A 23,461-nucleotide genomic window follows, 5' to 3' on the forward strand; every position below is an offset into this window, starting at 1 on the left:
ATATCGCAAAAACGGATCAGGTAAAAGCTGTTTGAAGTGTTTCGGCATGTGACGCGAAGGTTTGACGCTGGCGGATACAGATTGAAAAAGGAGAAGATGATGATGACGGTCAAATACATGATCGGGGTTGATTTAGGCACCACCAGCACTAAAGTTGTTTTATTTGATCTAAAAGGCAACGCCATTGCGACTGCTAATAACCCATATCCGTTGTATCAGGATACGCCGGACATGGCGGAGGAAGACCCAGAAGAAATTTTTGCCGCAACGGTTGGTGGTTTAACCGAGGTCATGCATCGTGGCAATGTTCAACCTGGCGAACTAGGTGGTGTCTCATTTTCTGCGGCCATGCATAGTTTAATCTTGATGGATGAACATGATAAGCCGATGACGCGGGTCATTACCTGGGCGGATAATCGGGCTGCGGCGTATGCGACCAAACTGAAACAAAGTGATTTAGGGATGACGTTGTTTAAGGCTACCGGCGTACCGACTCACCCGATGTCGCCGTTGGTTAAGTTATTGTGGTTGAATGATGCGCATCCGGAGTTAATGGCGCGGGCGACCCATTTTATTGGCATTAAAGATTATATTTTATTCCGTTTCTTTGGCCGCTATGTTCAGGATTACTCGCTTGCTAATGCGACTGGGCTGTTTAATATTCATACGATGGACTGGGACGATCAGGCGTTGAGTGTTGCCAAAGTTCGCCGCGATCAGTTGCCTGAGCTTGTGGATACCAGCTATCAACTAACCGGTTTGAATGCCAATTATGCTGCGGTGACCGGTATTGACGATCAGACGCCGTTTATTCTCGGCGCGAGTGATGGTACCTTGAGCAATCTGGGTGTAGGGGCCATTGATCCAGGTGTCCTTGCAGTGACGATTGGGACCTCAGGCGCAGTGCGGGTTGTGACGGACAAACCTGTTGTCGATCCACAAGGGCGTTTGTTCACGTATTACCTCGCGCCTAATCAGTGGGTCGTTGGGGGTCCCGTTAATAATGGCGGGATTGTATTTCGATGGGTTCGCGATCAACTTTTTGCTCCGGAAAAGTTGACCGCCGAACAATTGAAGGTTGATTCTTATGAGATCTTGACGGAAATCGCGAGCAAGATTCCTGCCGGGGCAGATGGCTTATTATTCCACCCGTACCTTGGCGGCGAACGTGCACCGATTTGGGATGCAAACGCCCGCGGGAGCTTCTTCGGCTTAACCCGTCAGCATACGCGCGCACACATGGTTCGGGCAGCACTGGAGGGCATTGTTTATAACCTGTATATGGTCATGCTCATGATTGAAGGTATCACCGGAAAACCCCGGGCAATTCAGGCAACTGGCGGGTTTGCCCGCAGCGCGTTGTGGCGCCAAATGCTTGCTGATGTCTTTGAGCAGGAAGTCAATATTCCGGAAAGTTTCGAAAGCTCAGCGCTAGGGGCGGTCGTCATCGGGATGAAGTCGTTGGGTTTGATTGATGACCTTAGTGCAGTTAAGGATATGATCGGGGTGACGAATACCCATGAACCTAACGAAGCGAATTTCGCGGCGTATCGAGCGTTATTGCCAATTTGGATTCGTTTGACACGCAAATTGGGTAGCGAATATCAAGCCATTGCGGATTATCAGCGGGCGCATCCTGATCCGGCGGCACGCAATCAGGCGCAGGATTAGGCTTTAAGTTTAAAGAGTGGACAGTTTGTGTTTATGTCTTGCAATTATTAGGTGACCGGTTTTAAAACACTAAATGATGAACGGTTAGGTCGACAGACGCATTTTGAGTTTAGACGCGGCTGCCGTTTTTTATAAGTGGTATTGTAAGCGGTTTCGGTTGCCGGGATGCGAGATTTTGGTTGGCTCGCGCTCATATTAACGCGCTCCCTAGCGCAGGGATCTGCGTGTAAGAACCTTGGTCGCAATGGCCAAGCCCAGGCCATCACGCCCAAGGCCACTTACACTCCGATCCCTAACCGCACCGGCTCGCGCTCATAACACGCTCCCCGGCGCAAAAGTCTGCGTGTAAGGACCTCAGGCGCAATGGCCAAAGCCCGGCCATCACGCCTGAGGCCACTTACACTCCGACTTCTAACCGCGCCGGCTCGCGCTCATAACGCGCTCCCCGGCGCAGGGATCTGCGTGTAAGAACCTTGGTCGCAATGGCCAAGCCCGGGCCATCACGCCCAAGGCCACTTACACTCCGATCCCTAACCGCGCCGGCTCGCGCTCACTAAATCCTGAGGAGGAAATTAAATGGACTTGCTTGTCTTGATACTAGGTATTTTGTTGTTATTGGTACTCATCATCAAATTTAAGTTTAATACGTATGTTTCCCTGATTATTACTGCAGTTGTTGTCGCACTTGGTTTGGGGATGGCGCCGGCTAAGATTGCTACGAGTATACAAACCGGCATTGGGTCACAGCTTGGCGAGTTGGCACTTGTCTTTGGGTTTGGGGCAATGCTTGGCCGGTTGGTGGCTGATGCCGGGGGTGCGTATCGGATTGCCCATACCCTGATTAACGCATTTGGTCGACGGGGGTTACAGCTGGCTGTTGTTTTGGCGTCATTCATTATCGGGATCGCGTTATTCTTTGAAGTGGGGATTGTCTTGTTAGTGCCGATCGTGTTTGCGATTGCGGCTGAAGCAGGAGTCCCGATTCTGACACTTGGCATTCCGATGGCGGCGGCGTTATCGGTCACCCACGGATTCTTGCCGCCACATCCGGCGCCAACAGCAATTTCCACAGCACTAGGAGCGTCTGCCGGTTTGGTGCTGGCATATGGAGTTATCGTAGCGATTCCGACTGTTTACATTGCTGGTCCATTATTTTCAAAACTCGCGCATCGGTTTGTTCCTGATGCGTTTGAACGGCGCGGTAATTTAAAAGCATTAGGCCCGCAAAAGTCCTTTAAACTGGAAGAAACCCCGGGCTTTGGGATCTCGGTTTTGACCTCGTTGTTTCCAGTCATTTTAATGGCAATTGCAACGATTTATGAATTAGTGATTCACGGTGGCAAAATGCCAAAGACCCCGTCAGGCATGGATAATGTGATTGCCTTTATTGGTTCGCCAAGCATTGCCATGTTGATTTCGCTTCTGTTTGCGATGTGGGCAATGGGTTATGCGCGTCAGTTACCGGCTAAAGACATCATGACCACACTTGAAGAGGCAGTGAAGTCGATTGCGATGTTGCTACTGGTCATTGGTGGTGGCGGTGCCTTCAAACAGGTTCTAATAGATGGTGGCGTTGGTGATTCCGTGAAAAATCTTTTCGTCGGGTCATCAATTTCACCATTAATACTCGGATGGCTAATTGCGGTTGTACTTCGGATTGCCCTTGGCTCGGCAACCGTAGCTGCAATGACCGCTTCCGGACTAGTGCTGCCGCTGATGCAAAGCGCAGGCATTCAACCGGCATTAATGGTGTTGGCAATCGGTGCCGGTTCGTTAGCTGCCAGTCACGTGAATGATGCCGGATTCTGGATGTTCCGTGAATATTTTGATCTGACTATCAAGCAAACGTTGTTGACATGGACATTGCTGGAAACGATTATCTCAGTAGTCGGTCTCGGCGGGGTGTTGTTGTTAAGCTTGTTTGTTTAAATAATAGGGAGTAGAAGGTCGGCATAGAGTCGGCCTTTTTGCGTGAATATAATGGTGGTAGTGGTCGCGATGATTCGTTCAATATGATAAACTTACGCCATCTATAGATACAGAAACGGAGATTATAAAATTATGTACGAACCAACCAAAAAACGGCGCGTTGCCGAAGATGTTGCCAAGATTTTTCCTGAAGAAGTGACAAATCAGATTTTTGATGTCATTGCGGTGATGCGTAAGGCCAAACAGATTGTGACGGCGCCGGTTGCGATTGCTTTTTCCGATGATTATACCGATGACGAAATGTATGCGATGATTATTCAGGGCAATTTGGCACCGGCGCAGGAGTTTCCGCTCACTTACAAAGGCGACAAGCCATTCTTAGGTCATGGCTATATCTTAGTGGTCAAGGACAAGCCTAAAACGATCCGAATTGACTTCAGTGCGGCCAATCCACTCAAAGCTGCGGAAAAGGACTGATCTGCGGGTGGTCACAGAGGCGTGATTTCACACTCATGGCTGCTCGTATACCGATCATCCACGGATACCGGCTTTCGTGTGATCTAAATAGCACTGGTCTTTTCATGAAAACTTCGGTACAATAGTAAATCGTAATCGTTACCGTTTGCTATTGGGAGGCAGCTATGAGTGAACCAATTTTGACCGTGGACCATCTTCGTTTCGGGTTCCGGGATCAGCAGCTTTATCAGGATTTGAGTTTTCATTTGGATGTTGGCTCCATGACGAGCTTGGTCGGGCCGAACGGGGTGGGTAAAACGACTTTGATTCGCCTGTTGATGGGCCAGTTGAAGCCGCAAGCCGGGACCATCCGTTTTCGTAAGCAACCTTCAGTTCGATTGGGATATGTGCCGCAGTTTCGAAATGTGGATGCCGAGTATCCGCTGTCGATCCGTAGTTTTATTCAGTTGCGCCAGTTGGATCACCTTTTTTTCTGGCATACTGCCAAGGAAAAGGCGGCTTTAGCTCGGGTGATTGAGGCGACACATTTAACTCAGATCGCGAATACACGGCTGGGCATGGCGAGTGGTGGCGAAAAGCAAAAGGCGTACTTAGCTCAGGCGCTGTTAGATGAGCCTAATTTTCTGATTCTTGATGAATCGACTGCTAGCTTAGATGTTAATACGAAGCACGAGTTAATGGACTTGGTACAAGAGCTTAACCAAACCCAAAAATTAACGGTCCTGTTTGTCACCCATGATCTCAGTTTAGCCAAGCAATATACCAACCAGTATTTATTGCTGACGGGGGACAGTTACGAAATGAAGCCGACTGCGGAAATGAATTTGGCTTCAATGCCGGAAGAGTTACGCAACGATGCCGAGAATCGCGGGGTGATCGCATGAATCTATTTGCCTATGCTTTTATGCAAAATGCTTTTATGGCCAGCACCTTTATTGCGATTACAACGGGGATTGTCGGGGTCTTTGTGGTGGCGCGTAACATGTCCTTTTTGGCGCACACTTTGTCTGAGGTTGGTTTTGCCGGGGCTGCGTTTGCGGTGTTTGCCGGCATTAGGCCATTGGACGGGATGCTGCTCTTTACCGCGATCAGCAGTATCAGCGTTGGGCGCATGTCGGTTCAAGCCTCGCGTCGGGAAGCATCGATCAGTGCGGTTTCTAGCTTGTTTATCGGTTTAGGTATTCTGTTCTTATCACTTTCGAGTGCGAATGCCAGTTATGCCACAACGATTTTATTCGGCAGTATTATTGGTATTTCCCAGGGTGACGTGTGGCAGCTGGTTGCATTAGCCGCGGGGGTGTTGTTCACCTTGTATTTTGGTTATCGGCGGTTGGCATTTGATTCGTTTGATTCGGTCGGTTCTGCCGCACAGGGGTTGAAGAGTAAGTATATCTCGATTTATTTCCTACTTATTCTGGCAGTTTCGGTATCAATTGGCGCCCAGATTGTCGGCAGCTTGCTTGTGTTCATCCTTTTGACCTTACCGCCGAATGTTGCCAAGTATCTGGGCAAAACGTTGCCGCAGATGATTGTCATCTCGGTTGTGACCGCATTGATCGGTGTCTGGAGCGGCCTTTACCTTGGCTTTTTGACAAACTGGCCGGTTACGTTCTTCATTGCTGCGATTGAGTTTGGTTTTTACTTTTTGGCATTGTGGTATCACCAAAAGACAAACTAAGAGCTGCTTGGTTGTCTTCAAATAAAAATGGCCCTAGAGCGACGAGAATCTCGTTGCTCTAGGGCCATTTTTATATCTGAAGCTGTAAAGAACCGTTGTTGGCGCCAGTGGGTTATCGATGCGGTTTAAGTTGACGCAAAAAAGTCGTTACTTCTGCGCGATAATCGTGTTTTTGCTCGAATTGTGCCAGATAAGGAGCATTGTGGGTGCTAGTGGCTCCGGTATGCCGCAGCTTCGTATATACCTCTAAGTAAGGCAAGGCAGCTTGTTTGGCTTGGGCTAATTCGGCCGCAGCGTCATATGGAACCTGACGTAAATCCAGATCCGTCATTGCCCCATGATGAAGGCTCAGCAAAGCATAGTCTGCATAAGTCGTGGTTTGTAAATGTGGTCGCGGTGAATATGCTTGACCAATTGAGCCAGGATTCAGTATCACCTGACCACTGCTGGTGTAGCGCAGTAATTGCTGATGGGTATGCCCGTAAATGGCAACGTCGATTTTGGGGTCAGGCGCGATCTGGTCGAAATTGCTTTGTGGTTGATCCGGATAGAGTCGATGGCCGTGGTTGCTAGTCGGCAAGTTGTGGGCGAGACTGATCGTCAGACCGTCTTGTTCAAAGACTTCATGTAATGGCCAGTGGCGAATGGCGGTCAGTATGTCAGCATTTAGCTGCGGCCATAAATAAGCAACGAGCCGACTAAAGTAGACATCGGTGGGCTGGTTTAAGTCTACCGGGCCGTCCAATACCCAGAATAGGTCATCATCCCAGTTGCCCTTAACCAGATGCGTCAACGGCAGTGCATGCAGTCGGTCCCAAAGCTTGGCTGCTCCCGGTCCCGGTAGGAATAAGTCGCCAAGGAACCAGTATTCGTCAGCGTGATGTGCCTGTGCGTCTTTAAGCACTGCTGAAAAGGCGGTCATATTGCCGTGAATATCTGATAAAATGGCGATTTTTGTCATGCGTTCCTCCAGTGATCGTTCATTGTGACTAAGCCTTGCGTTCCCAGATCGCCTTTACCGGCTGCCACCATGTTAGCGTATAACTGTTCGGCCAGTTGGGTTGCCGGTAACTGCAGATGCATTTTTTTGGCTTCATCTAAAGCAATTCGGAGATCCTTGAGAAAATGTTTTGCGAAAAAACCGGGGGTATAATCAGCCTGCAACATGCGGGGACCGTAATTGCTTAAGCTCCAGTTGGCACCGGCCCCGCTGCCGACCACCGTGAGCATTTCATTTAAATCAAGCCCGGCCGCTTTGCCATAAACCAGCATTTCAGTGAGTCCGGTCATCGTGCCAGCGATCATAATCTGATTGGCCATCTTGGCATGTTGACCAGATCCGGCCGGGCCGAAATAGTTAACCGATGTCGCGATCGGTGCAAATAAATCTTTCAATCGAGACAGCAGGTTTTTTTCACCGCCTACCATGATCGTCAAAGTGCCGTTCTTAGCGCCAATGTCGCCTCCCGAAACCGGCGCATCAATGGCATGAGCTCCTTTGTCTGCAGCTTTGGAAGCAATACTTTTGGCTAGTGTTGGCGTACTCGTGGTCATGTCAATGATTAAGTCACCAGCGTGGGTACCAGCAAGAACCCCGTCACAGCCATAATAAACGGTTTCAACGTCCTGAGGAAAACCGACCATGGACATGACAACATGACACTGTGCCGCCACCGCATGCGGAGATTCCGCCCAAGTGGCCCCGGCATCTAGCACTGTTTGCGCGTGGGCTTTTGTGCGGTTGTAAACGATGACCTCGTGACCGGCATTAAGAAAGTTTTTAACGATCCCGGTGCCCATAACACCGGTACCAATAAATCCGAGTTTCAAACGACTCATCCTTTCTGCAAGATTTTTTCCAATTCCATCAAGCGCTGTTCAAATACTGAAAAGGCGGCTTCAAGATAATCGGGTTTGGTCATATCAACGCCAGCTGTTTTCATGGTGTCAATGGCATACTTAGAACTCCCTGACTTCAAATAGTCTAAGTAACGGGCAGCCGCGTCAGGTTCGCCGCTACTGATGCCCGCTGCTAAGGTTGAGGCAGCAGCAAAGCCGGTTGCATACTGGTAAACATAGTAATTGTAATAGAAGTGCGGAATGCGGGCCCATTCAAAGGCAATTTCCGGATCGCGTGCAACTTCCGGTCCATAATATCGGGCGTTGAGATCGGCGTAATATTGTGACATGCTGGTGGCCGTTAACGGTTCGCCTTGCTGATCCTGTTGGTGAATCCAGTGCTCGAACTCGGCAAATTGTGTCTGACGGAAAACAGTTCCCTTAAAACCATCGAGATAGTAATTCAAAATGTAGGCTCGTACTTTGGAATCATCCGAATGTGTCAGGAAATAATCAGTTAACAGATTTTCGTTGGTCGTTGAAGCAATTTCGGCAACAAAGATCGGATAATCACCATAGACATACGGCTGATTGTGACGCGTGTACCAACTGTGAACGCTGTGGCCGGTTTCGTGAACCAACGTATAGAGTTCATCAACGGCATCGTGCCAGTTCAATAAGATGAACGGATTGGTATCATAAGCACCACCGGAATAGGCACCTGAACGTTTGCCTTTATTTTCGACAACATCAATATAGCGATTGTCAAAAATTTCGCGAACATGCTCAAGATAATCATCGCCTAGTGGGGCTAAAGCTTTTAAGGCCTCTGCTTTGGCTTGTTCAAGCGTATAAGTCAACGGCGGCTGGCCAGTCAGTGGTGTGTAAATGTCATACATGTGTAACTGATCGACTGCCAACACCTTTTTGCGCAAGGCGACATAACGATGTAAAAGCGGCAGGTGGGTGTTAACCTGGTCGATAAGCGTCGTGTACACACTTTCCGGAATGTGATTACTTGCCATAGCGGCAGCACGCGCATTTTTGTAATGATGCGCCGTCGCGTTGAAATTATGGGCTTTCACTTGACCACTTAACGTTTGCGCAAACGTATTTTTCAAACTTTCGTAAGCACGCAGAAGGGCCTCGAAAGCCTCCTTGCGTAATTTACGGTTAGTCGAGCGAATCAATTGACCGTACAAACCGTTACTAAGCTGGACGGTTTCGCCATCTTCATTTTCAACAAACCCGAATTGCAGATCAGAGTTGTTTAATACATTGAAGGTCGCGTGACTGGCATTTAAGGCATCACCCGCACTTGCAATCAAGGCCTCGGCAGCGGTTGTCAAGACGTGTTCTCGATTTACCGTGATGGCATCGATAAAATGTCCGAATGGCTTCAAGCTTTCAGTGTCACGCCAGGCCGTTAATTTGTCGCTTGGGATCGCCAGAATTTCCGGATCCAAAAACGCTAACTGACTGGCTAATTCAGCACCCAGGCTTTCAGCTTTGGCATTCATCGCCTGATAAGTGGCGTTACCGGTATCTTGATCGCTTTTTAAACTTGAATAGACGTAAACCTTCTCGAAGCGTCGAAAAACTGCAAGTACGGCTTTAATGCCGGTAACAAGGGCGTCTGCCGAGTTGCCTAACGTTCCTTTCAATGCGACGGCCGCTTTGGCTTGGGCACGGACAGCTTTAAAGTCGGTTTCCCAAGCTGAATCATCTGGATAAATCGTTGTCAGGTCCCAGGTCAATTGCGTTGGGACATCCTCTCGTGCTGGTAAATGTTGCATCTAATCAGCTCCAATTTCTAATATTTCTTTAATGTTACCATATCAAGCCGATTTTTGAGCTAATTCCCTTTTTTCTTCATAATTATCTGATACACTACCGTGGAAACTAAAACTGGAGTGAAGCACATATGTCCAAGCAACAAAAATCTGATCTACGAATCAAAAATCGCAAACCCAAACGGCGCCATCCAATTTTACGTGCGGTGGTTCTCATTGTGCTCGTGGCGCTTTTTCTGGCGGGTGGCTATGCAGCCAGGTTCTACTCACAAGCAAAAAAAGCAGTTGCGAAGACTTATGACCCGGTTAGCACGAAAACAGTCAATTCCGACCTCAATGGCAAAAAGCCAATCAGTATTCTTTTGATGGGTACCGATACCGGTGCTTTTGGCCGCACGGATACAGGTCGTTCCGACACGTTGATGCTTGTGACCATCAACCCTAAAGAAAAGAAGACAACGATGCTCAGTATTCCCCGCGATACGTTAGCAGAAATGGTGGGGACAGGCGATCAATCACCTACCTATGAAAAAATCAATGCGGCATACTCGTATGGCAAGTCAGACGCGGCGATCAAAACCGTTGAAAAATTACTAAATGTTCCGATTAATTATTACGTGACCGTCAACATGGAAGGACTACAAAAGATTGTCGATGCTGTCGGTGGAGTGGACGTTAATGTGCCGTTTACCTGGACGGATGCGAATACAGGCGGGCAAACCTTTAAAAAAGGTAAGGCGCATCTTAACGGTGAACTCGCTCTTGCCTATGCCCGGATGCGTGATGAAGATCCTGAAGGCGATTATGGCCGGCAAAAACGTCAGCAGGAAGTCATCAATCAGATTGTTAAACACCTGATGTCAGTTAAATCACTGACGAACTATCAGAAGGTTATGGACTCGCTGTCATCTAGCATGCGAACCAATCTTACTTTTGATGACATGATGGCAATCGCCCAAAATTATCGCAGTTCGGCTTCAACGATTGAGCGCAAACAGCTGCAAGGCATTGGTGTTTATATTGATAACGCGGCTTATCAGGTTATGAAGACTGATACGCTTCAAAAAGCATCTGATGAAATGCGTGCTCAGCTAGGCTTGTCAAAGAAGACATTGAATAATTTCAATACCCACCAAAACGAAATTAACAATTCACTTGGGTTCGATTGGACTGGCAATAATCCGGTTTATACGGTTTCACTTGATGGTGTGACCACAGGACCTTGAAGCGTTTGATAAAGTTAGTGTCAAAAAGCATGGCCACTTCGGTATTTGAAGGCGACCATGCTTTTTTGTGTCTTATGGAAATGATGATGAAGGTGGCATTTAAAATGGTTACTCTGGATCAGGTAAATCGGGTGCCAATTTTGCGCCGCTTAATTTAGCAGCAGCAAGACCACTTAAGAAGCCAATGATAAGGAACGGTACAAAGTCCATGCCAACTGAGAACCAAGGAATAAAGGTGGTAGCAAAGTGCTGAATGGCTGCGAAGAATGGCAGTTGCGCTAAGCTCGTCGGCAGGGCATGAATCGCATCAAGCAATGCGGGAACCAGCGTGAAACCGATCGTCGTTTTGTAAATCCGGGTATTCTTGCCAATCCAAGGATGAAGCAAGCCTAACATAATCAGCGCAATGGCTAATGGATAAAGCAGCATCAAGATCGGCGTGGAATAGGCGATAATTTGATCGAGCCCAAAATTGGCAATCAGAAAAGCACCAATAGTTGTGATCGGAAGAAAGAAATGATAGCCCAGTTTCGGAAAGCGATGTCCCAAATCCTGTGAAAAAGAGGTGACCAGACCAATGGCAGTGGTTAAGCAAGCCAGCAGCGTCATCGCTCCGAGCAAGGCAGTACCTATAAGGCCGGTGTAATGCGTCATAATTTGATTAAACGCGGTGCCGCCATTTGCGGTGATCTTAGAAAAGCCGAGGCTAATGGCACCTAACATAATCAGCAGGATATAGATGAGTGCTTCAAGTCCCATTGCCAATGAGCCAACCTTGGCAACGGCTTTAGCCCGACTGGAAGCATGATGTAATCCCATCAATTTCAGCGCGGTAATGATGGTAACGCCAAAGCCCAATCCGGCAAGTGCGTCCATCGTGTTGTAGCCTTGTAAGAAACCATTGGTGAGATTGCCGGTGATAAGCTTTGCGTTGGCAGTGAAGCTAATAGCTCGAATGTCGCCTTTAATTAACAAGGCCCAGAAGAAAATAATGGCCAGTAAAAGCAACAATAGCGGATTCAGCAGCTTACCGATGTAGGTCGTGATTTTACTTTCATTGCGGGCAAGCAGAAATGTTATCAAAAAGAAAATAAACGAAAAAATCAACAAACCGATTTGCTGTTGCCCTTTGTTTAGAAAAGGTGCGATACCAATAGCGTAAGTAACAGTGGCAGTTCTTGGCGAAGCAATTAGCAAGCCGAGACTGGCATGGGTGGCAAGCAGGAAGAATAAGGCGAATCCATGGCCTGCTGGACGAGCGAGATCATACATACTACTCGCACGGGTGAGACTAATGGCCATGATGGATAGCAGCGGCAGTAAAACGGCCGATAGTAAGAATCCGATGGCAGCCGGTAGCCAAGCCGCTCCGGCTAGCTGCCCCATATGAATCGGGAAGATTAAATTTCCGGCTCCAAAGAACATGCCGAATAACAAAGAACCGAGTGTGAGGTATTGACGTTTGGTGAGCTTAGCTTGCGTTGACATTGTAGATCCCTCCATGTTTATAAAATCACTGCGACACTGAATGCTGACTGTCGGGTATTTTTTCCATAAGAAAAGCCCTTAACAGTCAGAACTGTTAAGGGCGTGGATCACGCTGTACCACCTTACTTTACCGCCAACGTCACCGAAAGCGGTCTCGCCGCGTACGGCCTGATTCGGCGATACGCGATTGCTGTAATGGGCGCAATCCCAGCCATTACTTCCGAAGTCGCAATGGCAACTCGTAGACTACTTTCCACTAGATAATCAGAGGTCTCTTCCCACCAACCGAGACTCGCTGACACTGACAATCCAGGTACTCTTCTACTCATCGTTTTTGAAAATCTGTTGAATTGATCTTTATTTTACGAAGAAGTGGGGAAAAGTCAAATACTTTTTTAAAAATATGAGTTAGTTTGATGAGAAATGTGAGGGCTAATGAGGAAGCGGTACCCGTTAAAATACCCATATAAAGGCAATGGCGCTGGTGAAATCCAAACAGTTAGCTAGTCATTTTTCTCATATCAAGCATGACATGGCCTGAAGTTCACGATAGTCACGACTGGCTGAAAAAATCCCGCATTTAACCAATGAACAGAAAAAAGCCCTCTCGCTCACACATAGCGAAAGGACTTTCTGATTTTAGCTAATAAATTAGCCAACAACTTCAACTGTGGCTGTCATGACGCCAGCTGAAGGAATCTGTGAGTTAGGCATCGCGACATCCAGCTGATTAGGATTGCCGTTAGCAAAACTACCGGTGTCATTAACGGTTCGATACCAAACTGTGCCATCGGATAATGTAATCTTCAGGCGAGTCCCCTTTGGAAAGACGGAGAGATTAGCTGCGACACCATCGTAACCCATGTTTGAACCCAATACGGCCGGATCATAGAAGCTTAATTTAAAGGTCCCTTTGTTGGTCGTGGTTTGGGTCGTGCTCGTTGTGGTTGCACTAGCCGCAGCTGCACTTGCATTAGCCGCCTGCTGGGCTGCTTGTGCCTGAGCCTGCTCTTGGGCAGCCTGTTGAGCAGCTGCCTGTTCTGCTGCAGCTTTTTCGGCTGCGGCTTTTTCAGCTGCAGCCTGTTCCTCGGCAGCCTTAGCAGCGGCCGCTTTTTGCTCAGCAATTTGATGCGCTGCTTCGGCGATATCGTTTGTGCCGACTGTGATGGTATTTTCTTTCTTCGGGTTGATCAGTGAATAAGTATCCGCTTGGTCAGCCTTTACGTCATTCTTTGCCTCGTTGCTTACCACAATTGACTTAGCTCTAATTTGACTATTGTCACTATCATTATTGGCGTGGTCAGCAATGGCTTCTACTTTTTGTGAATGATTACTTGTCATTCCTAGTAGAGGCGCCACACTGAGTAACGCGATGATGGATAATTTGATTTGCTTAGTAAAGATAAAAATTCACTCCTATATTTTGAATAGTCGTCATTTTGTTCCCCCGAGAACACAAACGAAGTATATAGGGATGGTGTGTCAATAAAATACCAGCATCATTACAAAAACATCTAAATTGGTAATATTGTTACGTGGATGTAACAAACGGAATGTTAAAAATTTTCGTAACAATCACTGAACTTTTTCGGAAAAAGTGGGCTCAACCCTTGAAGTTTCTGTGATTTGCGGCACTTTTCTACCACAATTTGTGAATTTTCGGAAAATTTTTGGGTGCCTAAACTTTCGTAAGTGGGAAAATGTTATGCTAACTTTACGTCTTCAAGTCAGCATTTGCGGACATGAAGAATGGGTGGTCAAGACCAAAGCTTGGTATTTGGTGGCTTGAGATGGATGGATTATTATTGATATTTTTTATTCATTATAATGTGTTCCCAGGTGCAGAGGTCAGCGTCCGAGGCCGCTTACACTCCGGTTTCTAACCGCGCCGGCTCGCGCTCAGCTTTAGTTAACGAGTTTTTCCATAATCAGGTATAATGAGACAAGACAGACGTGACCGATTTACTTGTAGGAACTTACAGGATTTTAAATGGGGGAAGCGTCTATTTAAGGGAGGACTTGAATCGGTGGCAATGTATCGGGAGAAGCGGTTTGAAGAAATCAAGAAGCTGTTGGCAGCGCGTAATGAGCTCAGCATCGAAGATATTATGAAGGCTGTTGGCGTTTCTCGTGACACTGCTCGGCGCGATATCGTTGCCTTAGATGCTCAAGGTGTTGCCAGACGTACCCGTGGCGGTTTGGTGTCGTTGAATTTTGGCCACACGATTCCCAGTTATTCGACCCGCTTGAAGCGTTTTTCTACCCAGAAAACCAAAATGGCAAAAGCCGCGTTATCGTTGATTAAGGCGGGCGGCGTCTACTTTATTGATGACTCAACCACGCTTTTGAAATTGTCACAATCGATTCATCATCCGGTCACGGTATATACGCATAGCTTGGACAACGCCATTGCCCTTTCAGTCGAAGAACGGGTTAATTTGCATTTGTTTGGCGGTAAGCTCGATCATCATGCACGGTTTTTCTTTGAACCCACGATGCTGGAGACTTTGCGGCGAATTGCCTTTGATGCTGCGTTTATTGGCGCCACAGCGATTGCCGAAGATGGCGTGTATTTTTCTTATATGGAAGATGCTCAGGTCAAACAAGCGGCGGCGTTATCGGCACGGCAGGTGGTTGTAGTTTCCGAAACCGAAAAATTCCAGATACAGGCACCGTATCGCGGGTTGGAACTTGGACAGATTGATACACTGATTACTGATAAGAAATTAGCGCAAACGCAAAAGCAGTGGTTCCCGACTAAGACGGACTTCTTAATCGGTGATTGATACCAACTTAAGTAAAAAGGATTGATATGTATTCAATTTCAGCAAATAGGCTATCAACAGCGGACACGTCAGGAGGTGTCGCCATGGTAACGCCACTTGTGACGATCATTGTGCCGGTTTATAACCTTGAAAGCTATGTGGCGCATGGTTTAAAAAGCCTTTTAGCACAAACTTACTCCCACTTACAGATTATTGTGATCGATGATGCGTCAAGTGATCGCTCGCCGCAGATTGTGACCCGGTTTGCGCAACGGGATCGGCGCATTCAGGCCATCTTAAAGCCGGTGAACCAAGGTGTTTCGGCGGCACGTAATAGCGGACTGGAACAAGCTCGGGGTGAGTTGGTTGCGTTTATGGACGGAGATGACTGGTATGAACCGGACTTCATTGCCCATGCCGTTGATGTGATGACTCAGGGATGGGATCTCATTGCCATGCCGTTTTTTCGTGACGATCCCAATCCACGTCCGGTTCAAGAACATCTGCGTAAGGCGAAGCAATTGACGAGAAAAGGGCTCATCCGGCAGATGCTGCACCCCATTGGTTATATTCGCGGCTATTTATGGAACAAAGTGTTTCGGCGGGATGTGATTGAACGCCTGCAATTACGCTTTGATGAACAGATGTCCATTATGGAAGACGAGCTTTTTACCGCCACATATGTGATGGCAACGCGGCATTTTTTGTATACCGGGCATCCGGCTTATCATCATGTCGTGCGACGGGATTCGGCCACTCAATCGTTAGGTGTTCTGGGGGCAATCCCGCAGCAGCTCTATGCGTTGTGGCGCATTCATCAAGTGTTGCGCCATGCCCACCGCTACGAAAAGGGTACTAAAAAAGAAGCAATTAAAATTGACCATTAAAACAAAGGAGTATGGATGTTGACCGAGAATTTAATGACTTACCGAGAGCTGAAGCATAAGGCCAAAGAACAACTAAAGACCGGGACGAATCGCCGCGATTTGATGCTGGCCTATCTACTGCCGAGCTTGTTGCAGGCGGCAGCCTCGATTGTTGCTTATTTGGCGATCTTGGCGGTGATTCAGAGCTTCGGGGTAGAAAAAACACTGACAGATCCAAATGGCTTTCAAGCGTATTATATGCAAAACGGCAACAACACCGGGACACTCAATACCATTCAAAGTCTGGTGAATACCATGCTGGTGCAAGGGGTTAACTTTGCAGTACTGGATCTTGTCCGGCATCAGACGCGCGTTCATCCATTTCGTGCGGTATTGGGTCTTTTTAACGGCAAGTGGTTCTGGGGTTCGATTTCGTTATGGATCTTTACCTATTTCCTGACACTTATCGGCTTTTCCTTCCTCATTATTCCAGGTGTTTTGCTGATACTGGGATGGCGGCAGGCTTTTTGGGTTTTCAAAGACGGACATGAAGCAGATCAACGTTTCTCATCGATTTCGGCATTGATCGGCTCATGGCGGCTCATGCGCGGCTTTAAAGCTAATTTGCTCGGGTTGTACGTCTCGTTAATTGGTTGGTACTTGCTGGAAAATCTGACGTTCCACCTTTTTGACTGGGCGATTAATCCCTATCTTCAACTCGTGCACGCTAATTACTATGAGAATCGGCGTGCTTATAAAATGGCGGCGCAAGCGTAGTCCTTTTGGCGTGTCTTTTTAACCGCACCGGCGTATACTGGCGGCGTCTAAGTTTATGAAGGAATCGGACAAGTGAGAAGGATGGGTGCTTTTACCATGGAAACAGAAGCATACATGACCTTGGCTGAAGTCAAAAGCCGGCAGTTGGCATTAAAACGGCAGGTACCACTTGATCAAGCGATTGCAGAGAATATTCAGAACTGGGCGCAGTGGTTGTTGGACGAAGGGTTTGAAGGCAGTTATTTTACTGCCAAGCTAGAGGGGGCAGCTATTTTGATTCGTGATCTTAATGGACAGCTAGTTGCAACCATGACGACTGATGCGCCTAGTTATGTGGCAGCGTTCAAGCAGGCTGATCGGATGACGATGCTCGCCATTCAAACGAAGCTTCGGCGTTTAATTGATCGGCACGGGCTAACCTTGTCGTGATTGAGCACAGGTTGGCTGACGACTAAGGCTGAAAAATTTCATGACAGAAAAGCAGCGATCAAAACAAAATACCATCCGCCGTTACTAAGGTGAGTAACGGCGGATGGTATTTTTCGTGTATCTTATAAATTAAAAAATCTTCAAGCGATTTAGCGGCCAATAGCGCCATACGACGACTGACTGAATTTTGGACTTATCAACGAATCCAAAGTCACGACTGTCATGCGAAACCAACCGATTATCTCCCATGACGAAATACTTGCCAGCAGGTACTTTTGCCGACTTAGTTGAAGATAGGGTTTTGATGTTGAAATCGTTGGTGAATTTAATCGTGGAGGAATCCAGCCCTTGTTGACTGGCCCATTGATTAATTTCCGTTCGTGCAAATTTGTGATTCAAGTAAGGCTCGGCAATGGCCTTTCCGTTGACGTAAAGCTTATCGTTTTTAGCGCTCACCGTGTCACCTGGCATGCCAATCACACGTTTAATATAGAGGGATTTTGGTCGATCAGGTGCGTTTATCACGACAATATCGTTGCGTTTGGGCTGCATGACGCGAACGGAATAAAGCCGTTCGCCGTTTTCCAATGTCGGTTGCATTGACGTGCCTTGGACAACATCTTTGCTGACGACATATTTCATGAGCAGCTGGGTCGCAAAAAAGATGACGATGAAGAGCACAAGAAATTCGAGAATCGTTCTTAAGACGGAATGACTGTTATTTTTCACGATGGCACCTTCCGGTAGAGATTTACTTAAGTCTACCACAAGCCTTGGCGCCACGACTAAAAAGTTCGCTTGTCAATTAATCATATTTCGGGAAAAAACCGCTTTTTTCAGCTTGCCGGCAGAGATCGACAATCTGGGCATATTCTGCCAGTGTCAAACACCAACGATGCGGTAAGCTTGTGTACCCATAGGCTAACCCAGCCAAGCCGCCGGTTAATGCCGCAGCGGTGTCGGTTGCCCCACCAAGTGCAAGTGCGTGTAAGACGGCATCGTGATAATCCGGCCAAGTCGAAAGCGCATGCAACACCCGAACGAGCAGACTTAAAGGATCGGTTGCCGTAGCATCAAGTGAGGTGGGTGCCGCGAGCAGAGATTGAAATGAGTCAAAAACCGGTTGTTCCGCCTGCTTATTGGCAAAATAGTCGCCCGCCTTGGTGATACCGGTAGCGATGGCAGTTGGCAGGTCCGGGGCATCCGCGAGTAATTCGATGGCGATTTGGGTGTAAATAGCCGTTGCTACCATATTCTCCGGATCGGTGTTGGTGAGGGTGACAAAGTTTTGAAAGAGGCGACTACCCTCTGCTTTTTTGAATAGATCTGTGTCAAACGTTTGATAAGCAAAAAAAGCAAATGGTAAAGCGCGGATCAATGCCCCTGGTTCGTTAGGGGCCGCCGTAGCTTTTCCAGTGGTCAAAGCAGTTGCCACACTAGGCCAAATATCGGGATTGCGTTTTCCATAAGGTGCGTGTTTTCCATTTTTAAACCACGCTTGGTAAGCAGCGATTAGCTTTGCCTGATCAAAGCCGGATTGTAAGGCGTCTAGGCCGGCAAGTGTGAGGCCGGTTTCATCGGAATACGTGCCGGCTGGTTGGTTGAAGGTGCCATAACCCTTCATGGTCGTGACTGGCGCAGCAGCCAGATCGGCCTGCGACTGCCCCTTAACCGGTAATCCCAAAGCGTCACCGATTGCAAACCCAACCGTTCCGTGAATCAAACGAGATTCCATGATCCCCATTTTTGCCATCTCCTTATCAAAATACTGGTTCATGCATGTCGCATTTCAAGCAGTTGTCACCACAAAAACCGCGATGAGGTAGTAAATACCACCGTCTATTTAATCGGCTGATGCAGTCATTATTTCTCCGGAGAAGCAGAAAATGCAAAAAATTTGCCTCGTTGTCAAACATCAAGCGCTGTGATAGCCTAGCTAGCAGTAGCTATTTTCAGAAAGCTGCCGTGTTGAGTGCGTTGACGGCCGGTTTGAATTCGGCCTGAAAAGCATACTGGCAGCGAGATAACGGGCATCGTGGGGCATCATAACAGTGTGCGGATGGTTTGAAAAGCCAATACCGCGGCGAATGAGAGTACAAGCTTTTTTTAAGATAGGCTTCGGTGATGCTTGACGTTTTTTATAGAAGGAGAATGAAATGAGTGTTTTAACCGTAACCGGGTTATCGCAGCGGTTTTTAGACAAGGTGTTGTATCAAGATGCCAGTTTTCAGGTGAATATTGAGGATCATCTCGGTGTGATTGGCCAAAATGGCGTCGGGAAAAGTACCTTAATCAAGATTTTGACTGGGGCCTTAACACCGGATGCGGGGAAGATTATCTGGCAAAAGCATCTTCATGTCGGCTATTTGGACCAGTATGCCAATTTGGTGCCGGGACAAACAGTTATTGAGTTTCTGCGGACCGCTTTCGATGAGCTTTATCGTAAAGAGGCCAAGATGAACCAAATCTATGCCGATTATGCGGCTCACCCGGATGATGAGCTTTTAGCGAAGGCTGGTGAATTACAGCAAGAGCTTGAAGCCGGTGACTTTTATGAGCTCGAAACCACGATCCAGACAGTGGCTGAAGGCTTGGGCATCACGGCGATGGGGATGGATCATCCGGTTGATGCTTTGTCTGGCGGCCAACGCTCGAAACTAATCCTGGCGAAACTGTTATTGGAAAAGCCGGATATGTTATTACTGGATGAACCGACGAATTATCTTGATGTTTCGCACATCGCCTGGTTGACTGATTGGCTCCAGAACTTTGAAGGAGCCTTTATTGTGATCTCCCATGATTTTGACTTTCTCGAAAATGTGACCAATGCGGTATTGGATATTGAGTTTGGCCAAATCACCAAATATACAGGGACTTTAAAACAGGCTATGCGTCAAAAAGAAGCTGACCACGAGACGTATCTGAAGGCTTTTGCTAAACAGCAGGAGACGATCAAGAAAACCGAGGCCTTTATCCGCAAGTTCAAAGCCGGCACCCGCGCGACCATGGCTAAAAGTCGGGAAAAGCAATTAGCCCGTATGGATAAATTGACACCCCCGGGTACGCGAGCCAAGGCGCATTTAGCCTTTCCGTATATGCCGGTTAACCGCCAAATGCTAGTGGACGTTAACGATCTAGTCGTTGGATATGATAGGCCTTTGTTGCAGCCGATTAATTTTTCGGTGGCTAAGGATCAGGTGATTGCATTTGAAGGCTTTAACGGTGTTGGTAAGTCAACCTTATTGAAGACGATTCTCGGTTTGTTGCCAGCACTGGGCGGCAGTGTCGAGATTGCCGACAATGTTACTTTTGGCTATTACGAACAAGAACTGCACTGGGATCAGCCTAAGCAAAGTCCGGTTCAGTATTTGCAACAACGCTTTCCGGCCTTGACCCAAAAGACGGTACGCCAAGTGTTGTCACGAACCGCGTTGACAAGTGAGGAAGCCAATAATCCGCTAACGATGCTGTCAGGTGGCGAGCAAGCTAAAGTTAAACTGGCTGATCTTATGTTACAGACAACCAATATTCTGGTGATGGATGAACCAACGAATCATCTAGATGACGACACCAAAAATGCGCTGCGAACCGGACTGCAACAGTATCCCGGCGCCGTTTTACTCGTATCTCATGAAGCAGGCTTCTATGATCATTCCTGGGTCGACACAGTTGTCAATGTCGAACAATTGCAAGTCAAAGAATGATAGCGGACAAAGGCTAGTTACGATGATTAATGGCGGTGCAACAAGCTAGGACACCAAAATCAGACGACACCTGAGCGAATGCGATGGTGTCTTTTTATATACGCGCAATAAATGAACTGATCGGCGGGGGCACGCTTAATTCTTGGGATGCCACATCAATTGTGTATATGCATAGGTCAGGTGATCGGTTACCGGCATGTGCGGATTTTCATGACCGGTCAATGCTTTAGCCAGACGTTCCGCCGCCTTGACGCCCACAGGTAAACCAAGTTCGGGCAGCATATCACTGACAGTCGTTTGCTCCTCTAGGTGGTAAGTCAGCGTGTGCGTTTCAAATGGAATTTGATGTAAGCTTAACCAATTTTGATAGCCGGCAACGCGACTTGGATCGGCTTGATAAGCGACTGGCATATCGTGGCCTAAAAGAGTTAGAGCGTGGCGAACCAAAGCATCATCTTGCTGTGTTTGAAAGTTCAGGATGACTTTTTTTCGCGCCAGAGCGTTTAAAAGTGATAACTCTTCCGGCAATAGCGTTGGCAGTTGACTGACAAAGACAAGATCGGCACTTGTCGATGAAACAAGTTGATGCCAATCATCGGTGAGATAAGTCATGCTTGTTTTTTTGTTGGCTTTCAATCGGATTTTTGCATATGTAAGCATCGCCGAAGACCAGTCAATTAAGGTGAGGTGACGGACATACGGGGCCAATCGGATAGCAAAACGGCCGGTACCGGCAGCAAGGTCTATCAATGAGTCGGCTGGGAGCAACCCATTAGCGATCATCCAGGTAGTCACATCATGGGCAAGCGGTAGCCGGGAATCTTGTTCAGCGGCAGCATAGTCTGCGGCGAAGTGATTCCAAAAATCACGATCTTCCTGCATAAGAAAAGAGGTCTCCTTTTTTGAAAAACTTTTTTTAAAAAAGTTGTTGACTTGGGATGGGAAACTGCGTAATATAGTACGAGTTGTCAGTCATCAAACATTTTAAGCCGCTCAGCGATTTAAAAAAAGATGTTGACAAAGAGTTGCCAATTTGATATTCTAATTAAGTTGTCGCTTGGCAACAAAGTAGTCCTTTGAAAACTGAACAAAGTTTCGTTTAAATGTGCAGGGTCCTTGATACTTCGGTATCGAGGCAAAAAGTAACATTTGCGAAGTCAATTCGCTAGAACAACAAATCGAGCTATTCGAACAGCTCATATTTATATGAGAGTTTGATCCTGGCTCAGGATGAACGCTGGCGGCGTGCCTAATACATGCAAGTCGAACGAGTTCTGATTATTGAAAGGTGCTTGCATCTTGATTTAATTTTGAACGAGTGGCGGACGGGTGAGTAACACGTGGGTAACCTGCCCTTAAGTGGGGGATAACATTTGGAAACAGATGCTAATACCGCATAAATCCAAGAACCGCATGGTTCTTGGCTGAAAGATGGCGTAAGCTATCGCTTTTGGATGGACCCGCGGCGTATTAGCTAGTTGGTGAGGTAACGGCTCACCAAGGCAATGATACGTAGCCGAACTGAGAGGTTGATCGGCCACATTGGGACTGAGACACGGCCCAAACTCCTACGGGAGGCAGCAGTAGGGAATCTTCCACAATGGACGCAAGTCTGATGGAGCAACGCCGCGTGAGTGAAGAAGGCTTTCGGGTCGTAAAACTCTGTTGTTGGAGAAGAATGGTCGGCAGAGTAACTGTTGTCGGCGTGACGGTATCCAACCAGAAAGCCACGGCTAACTACGTGCCAGCAGCCGCGGTAATACGTAGGTGGCAAGCGTTATCCGGATTTATTGGGCGTAAAGCGAGCGCAGGCGGTTTTTTAAGTCTGATGTGAAAGCCCTCGGCTTAACCGAGGAAGTGCATCGGAAACTGGGAAACTTGAGTGCAGAAGAGGACAGTGGAACTCCATGTGTAGCGGTGAAATGCGTAGATATATGGAAGAACACCAGTGGCGAAGGCGGCTGTCTGGTCTGTAACTGACGCTGAGGCTCGAAAGCATGGGTAGCGAACAGGATTAGATACCCTGGTAGTCCATGCCGTAAACGATGAATGCTAGGTGTTGGAGGGTTTCCGCCCTTCAGTGCCGCAGCTAACGCATTAAGCATTCCGCCTGGGGAGTACGACCGCAAGGTTGAAACTCAAAGGAATTGACGGGGGCCCGCACAAGCGGTGGAGCATGTGGTTTAATTCGAAGCAACGCGAAGAACCTTACCAGGTCTTGACATCTTTTGATCACCTGAGAGATCAGGTTTCCCCTTCGGGGGCAAAATGACAGGTGGTGCATGGTTGTCGTCAGCTCGTGTCGTGAGATGTTGGGTTAAGTCCCGCAACGAGCGCAACCCTTATGACTAGTTGCCAGCATTTAGTTGGGCACTCTAGTAAGACTGCCGGTGACAAACCGGAGGAAGGTGGGGATGACGTCAAATCATCATGCCCCTTATGACCTGGGCTACACACGTGCTACAATGGATGGTACAACGAGTTGCGAGACCGCGAGGTCAAGCTAATCTCTTAAAGCCATTCTCAGTTCGGACTGTAGGCTGCAACTCGCCTACACGAAGTCGGAATCGCTAGTAATCGCGGATCAGCACGCCGCGGTGAATACGTTCCCGGGCCTTGTACACACCGCCCGTCACACCATGAGAGTTTGTAACACCCGAAGCCGGTGGCGTAACCCTTTTAGGGAGCGAGCCGTCTAAGGTGGGACAAATGATTAGGGTGAAGTCGTAACAAGGTAGCCGTAGGAGAACCTGCGGCTGGATCACCTCCTTTCTAAGGAAACAGACTGAAAGTCTGACGGAAACCTGCACACACGAAAC

19 protein-coding genes and 1 rRNA gene are annotated in these 23,461 nt (G+C 47.8%); 12 read left to right on the top strand and 8 right to left on the bottom strand.

The genetic code is table 11. The features are described 5' to 3' along the window. Positions 1-102 precede the first annotated feature (102 nt). The 5 genes from gntK to EL173_RS01410 all read left to right on the top strand — a co-directional run bounded on the left by gntK (position 103) and on the right by EL173_RS01410 (position 5,755). Complete coding sequence (gntK, locus tag EL173_RS01375; protein ID WP_005685346.1) at positions 103-1,671, top strand: gluconokinase; 1,569 nt, start codon at positions 103-105, stop codon at positions 1,669-1,671. A 576-nt stretch (positions 1,672-2,247) separates the two neighbouring features. After that, positions 2,248-3,600, top strand: coding sequence for a gluconate:H+ symporter (locus EL173_RS01395; protein WP_005690013.1), 1,353 nt, complete (start codon positions 2,248-2,250; stop codon positions 3,598-3,600). 132 nt (positions 3,601-3,732) lie between these two features. Continuing rightward, positions 3,733-4,077: a hypothetical protein gene (locus tag EL173_RS01400; RefSeq protein WP_005690011.1), complete on the top strand. Its 345-nt coding sequence runs from the start codon at positions 3,733-3,735 to the stop codon at positions 4,075-4,077. A gap of 164 nt (positions 4,078-4,241) precedes the next feature. Further along, on the top strand, positions 4,242-4,961 hold the full coding sequence (locus tag EL173_RS01405) for a metal ABC transporter ATP-binding protein (RefSeq protein ID WP_005685357.1): 720 nt from the start codon (positions 4,242-4,244) through the stop codon (positions 4,959-4,961). Then, positions 4,958-5,755, top strand: a complete 798-nt coding sequence (locus tag EL173_RS01410) for a metal ABC transporter permease (protein ID WP_005685358.1) — start codon at positions 4,958-4,960, stop codon at positions 5,753-5,755. Before EL173_RS01405 ends, EL173_RS01410 begins: the two co-directional genes overlap by 4 nt. Positions 5,756-5,867: 112 nt before the next feature. Here the strand turns inward: EL173_RS01410 and EL173_RS01415 are convergent, their stop codons facing one another. Genes EL173_RS01415 through pepF form a run of 3 tightly spaced genes read right to left on the bottom strand, consistent with a single transcriptional unit; the run spans position 5,868 to position 9,390 of the window. Beyond that, on the bottom strand, positions 5,868-6,716 hold the full coding sequence (locus EL173_RS01415) for a metallophosphoesterase family protein (RefSeq protein ID WP_005690009.1): 849 nt from the start codon (positions 6,714-6,716) through the stop codon (positions 5,868-5,870). After that, positions 6,713-7,594, bottom strand: coding sequence for an NAD(P)-dependent oxidoreductase (locus EL173_RS01420; RefSeq protein ID WP_005690006.1), 882 nt, complete (start codon positions 7,592-7,594; stop codon positions 6,713-6,715). Before EL173_RS01420 ends, EL173_RS01415 begins: the two co-directional genes overlap by 4 nt. Further along, entirely contained in the window at positions 7,591-9,390 is a 1,800-nt protein-coding gene (gene pepF / locus EL173_RS01425) for an oligoendopeptidase F (RefSeq protein WP_005690004.1), read from the bottom strand. The genes EL173_RS01420 and pepF overlap by 4 nt, the downstream gene beginning before the upstream one ends. Positions 9,391-9,518: 128 nt before the next feature. On the opposite strand from pepF, the gene EL173_RS01430 reads away from it, so the two are divergent. Continuing rightward, complete coding sequence (locus EL173_RS01430) at positions 9,519-10,613, top strand: LCP family glycopolymer transferase (RefSeq protein ID WP_005685362.1); 1,095 nt, start codon at positions 9,519-9,521, stop codon at positions 10,611-10,613. Between the two features lie 108 nt (positions 10,614-10,721). Here the strand turns inward: EL173_RS01430 and brnQ are convergent, their stop codons facing one another. Beyond that, a complete protein-coding gene (gene brnQ, locus EL173_RS01435) occupies positions 10,722-12,101 on the bottom strand; it encodes a branched-chain amino acid transport system II carrier protein (protein ID WP_005685364.1) in 1,380 nt (459 codons plus the stop codon). Between the two features lie 651 nt (positions 12,102-12,752). Continuing rightward, positions 12,753-13,442, bottom strand: coding sequence for a hypothetical protein (locus EL173_RS01440; RefSeq protein WP_005690000.1), 690 nt, complete (start codon positions 13,440-13,442; stop codon positions 12,753-12,755). 686 nt (positions 13,443-14,128) lie between these two features. On the opposite strand from EL173_RS01440, the gene EL173_RS01455 reads away from it, so the two are divergent. From EL173_RS01455 to EL173_RS01470, 4 genes are all read left to right on the top strand, one after another. Then, positions 14,129-14,887 carry a DeoR/GlpR family DNA-binding transcription regulator gene (locus tag EL173_RS01455; protein ID WP_005685366.1) on the top strand — a complete coding sequence of 253 codons (759 nt, stop codon included), beginning with the start codon at positions 14,129-14,131 and terminating at the stop codon, positions 14,885-14,887. A gap of 83 nt (positions 14,888-14,970) precedes the next feature. After that, complete coding sequence (locus tag EL173_RS01460; RefSeq protein WP_005689995.1) at positions 14,971-15,753, top strand: glycosyltransferase family 2 protein; 783 nt, start codon at positions 14,971-14,973, stop codon at positions 15,751-15,753. 18 nt (positions 15,754-15,771) lie between these two features. Continuing rightward, positions 15,772-16,509, top strand: a complete 738-nt coding sequence (locus tag EL173_RS01465) for a DUF975 family protein (protein WP_014571068.1) — start codon at positions 15,772-15,774, stop codon at positions 16,507-16,509. 96 nt (positions 16,510-16,605) lie between these two features. Beyond that, positions 16,606-16,938 (top strand): hypothetical protein, encoded by a 333-nt coding sequence (locus tag EL173_RS01470; protein ID WP_014571069.1) that lies wholly within the window; start codon positions 16,606-16,608, stop codon positions 16,936-16,938. Between the two features lie 129 nt (positions 16,939-17,067). Here the strand turns inward: EL173_RS01470 and lepB are convergent, their stop codons facing one another. Then, complete coding sequence (gene lepB, locus EL173_RS01475; RefSeq protein WP_005685370.1) at positions 17,068-17,667, bottom strand: signal peptidase I; 600 nt, start codon at positions 17,665-17,667, stop codon at positions 17,068-17,070. Between the two features lie 76 nt (positions 17,668-17,743). After that, a complete protein-coding gene (locus EL173_RS01480; protein ID WP_014571070.1) occupies positions 17,744-18,682 on the bottom strand; it encodes an ADP-ribosylglycohydrolase family protein in 939 nt (312 codons plus the stop codon). 412 nt (positions 18,683-19,094) lie between these two features. On the opposite strand from EL173_RS01480, the gene EL173_RS01485 reads away from it, so the two are divergent. Continuing rightward, the gene (locus EL173_RS01485) at positions 19,095-20,642 is read left to right on the top strand and encodes an ABC-F family ATP-binding cassette domain-containing protein (protein WP_005689986.1); all 1,548 of its coding nucleotides are present in this window, start codon (positions 19,095-19,097) and stop codon (positions 20,640-20,642) included. Positions 20,643-20,777: 135 nt separating this feature from the next. Here EL173_RS01485 and EL173_RS01490 read toward each other — a convergent pair whose 3' ends face one another. After that, complete coding sequence (locus tag EL173_RS01490) at positions 20,778-21,524, bottom strand: class I SAM-dependent methyltransferase (RefSeq protein WP_005689985.1); 747 nt, start codon at positions 21,522-21,524, stop codon at positions 20,778-20,780. A 320-nt stretch (positions 21,525-21,844) separates the two neighbouring features. Here EL173_RS01490 and EL173_RS01495 point away from each other — a divergent pair. Further along, a 16S ribosomal RNA gene (locus EL173_RS01495) occupies positions 21,845-23,414 on the top strand. The last annotated feature ends 47 nt before the right edge of the window (positions 23,415-23,461 follow it).

The organism is Lacticaseibacillus rhamnosus (assembly GCF_900636965.1).
GTDB lineage: Bacteria > Bacillota > Bacilli > Lactobacillales > Lactobacillaceae > Lacticaseibacillus > Lacticaseibacillus rhamnosus.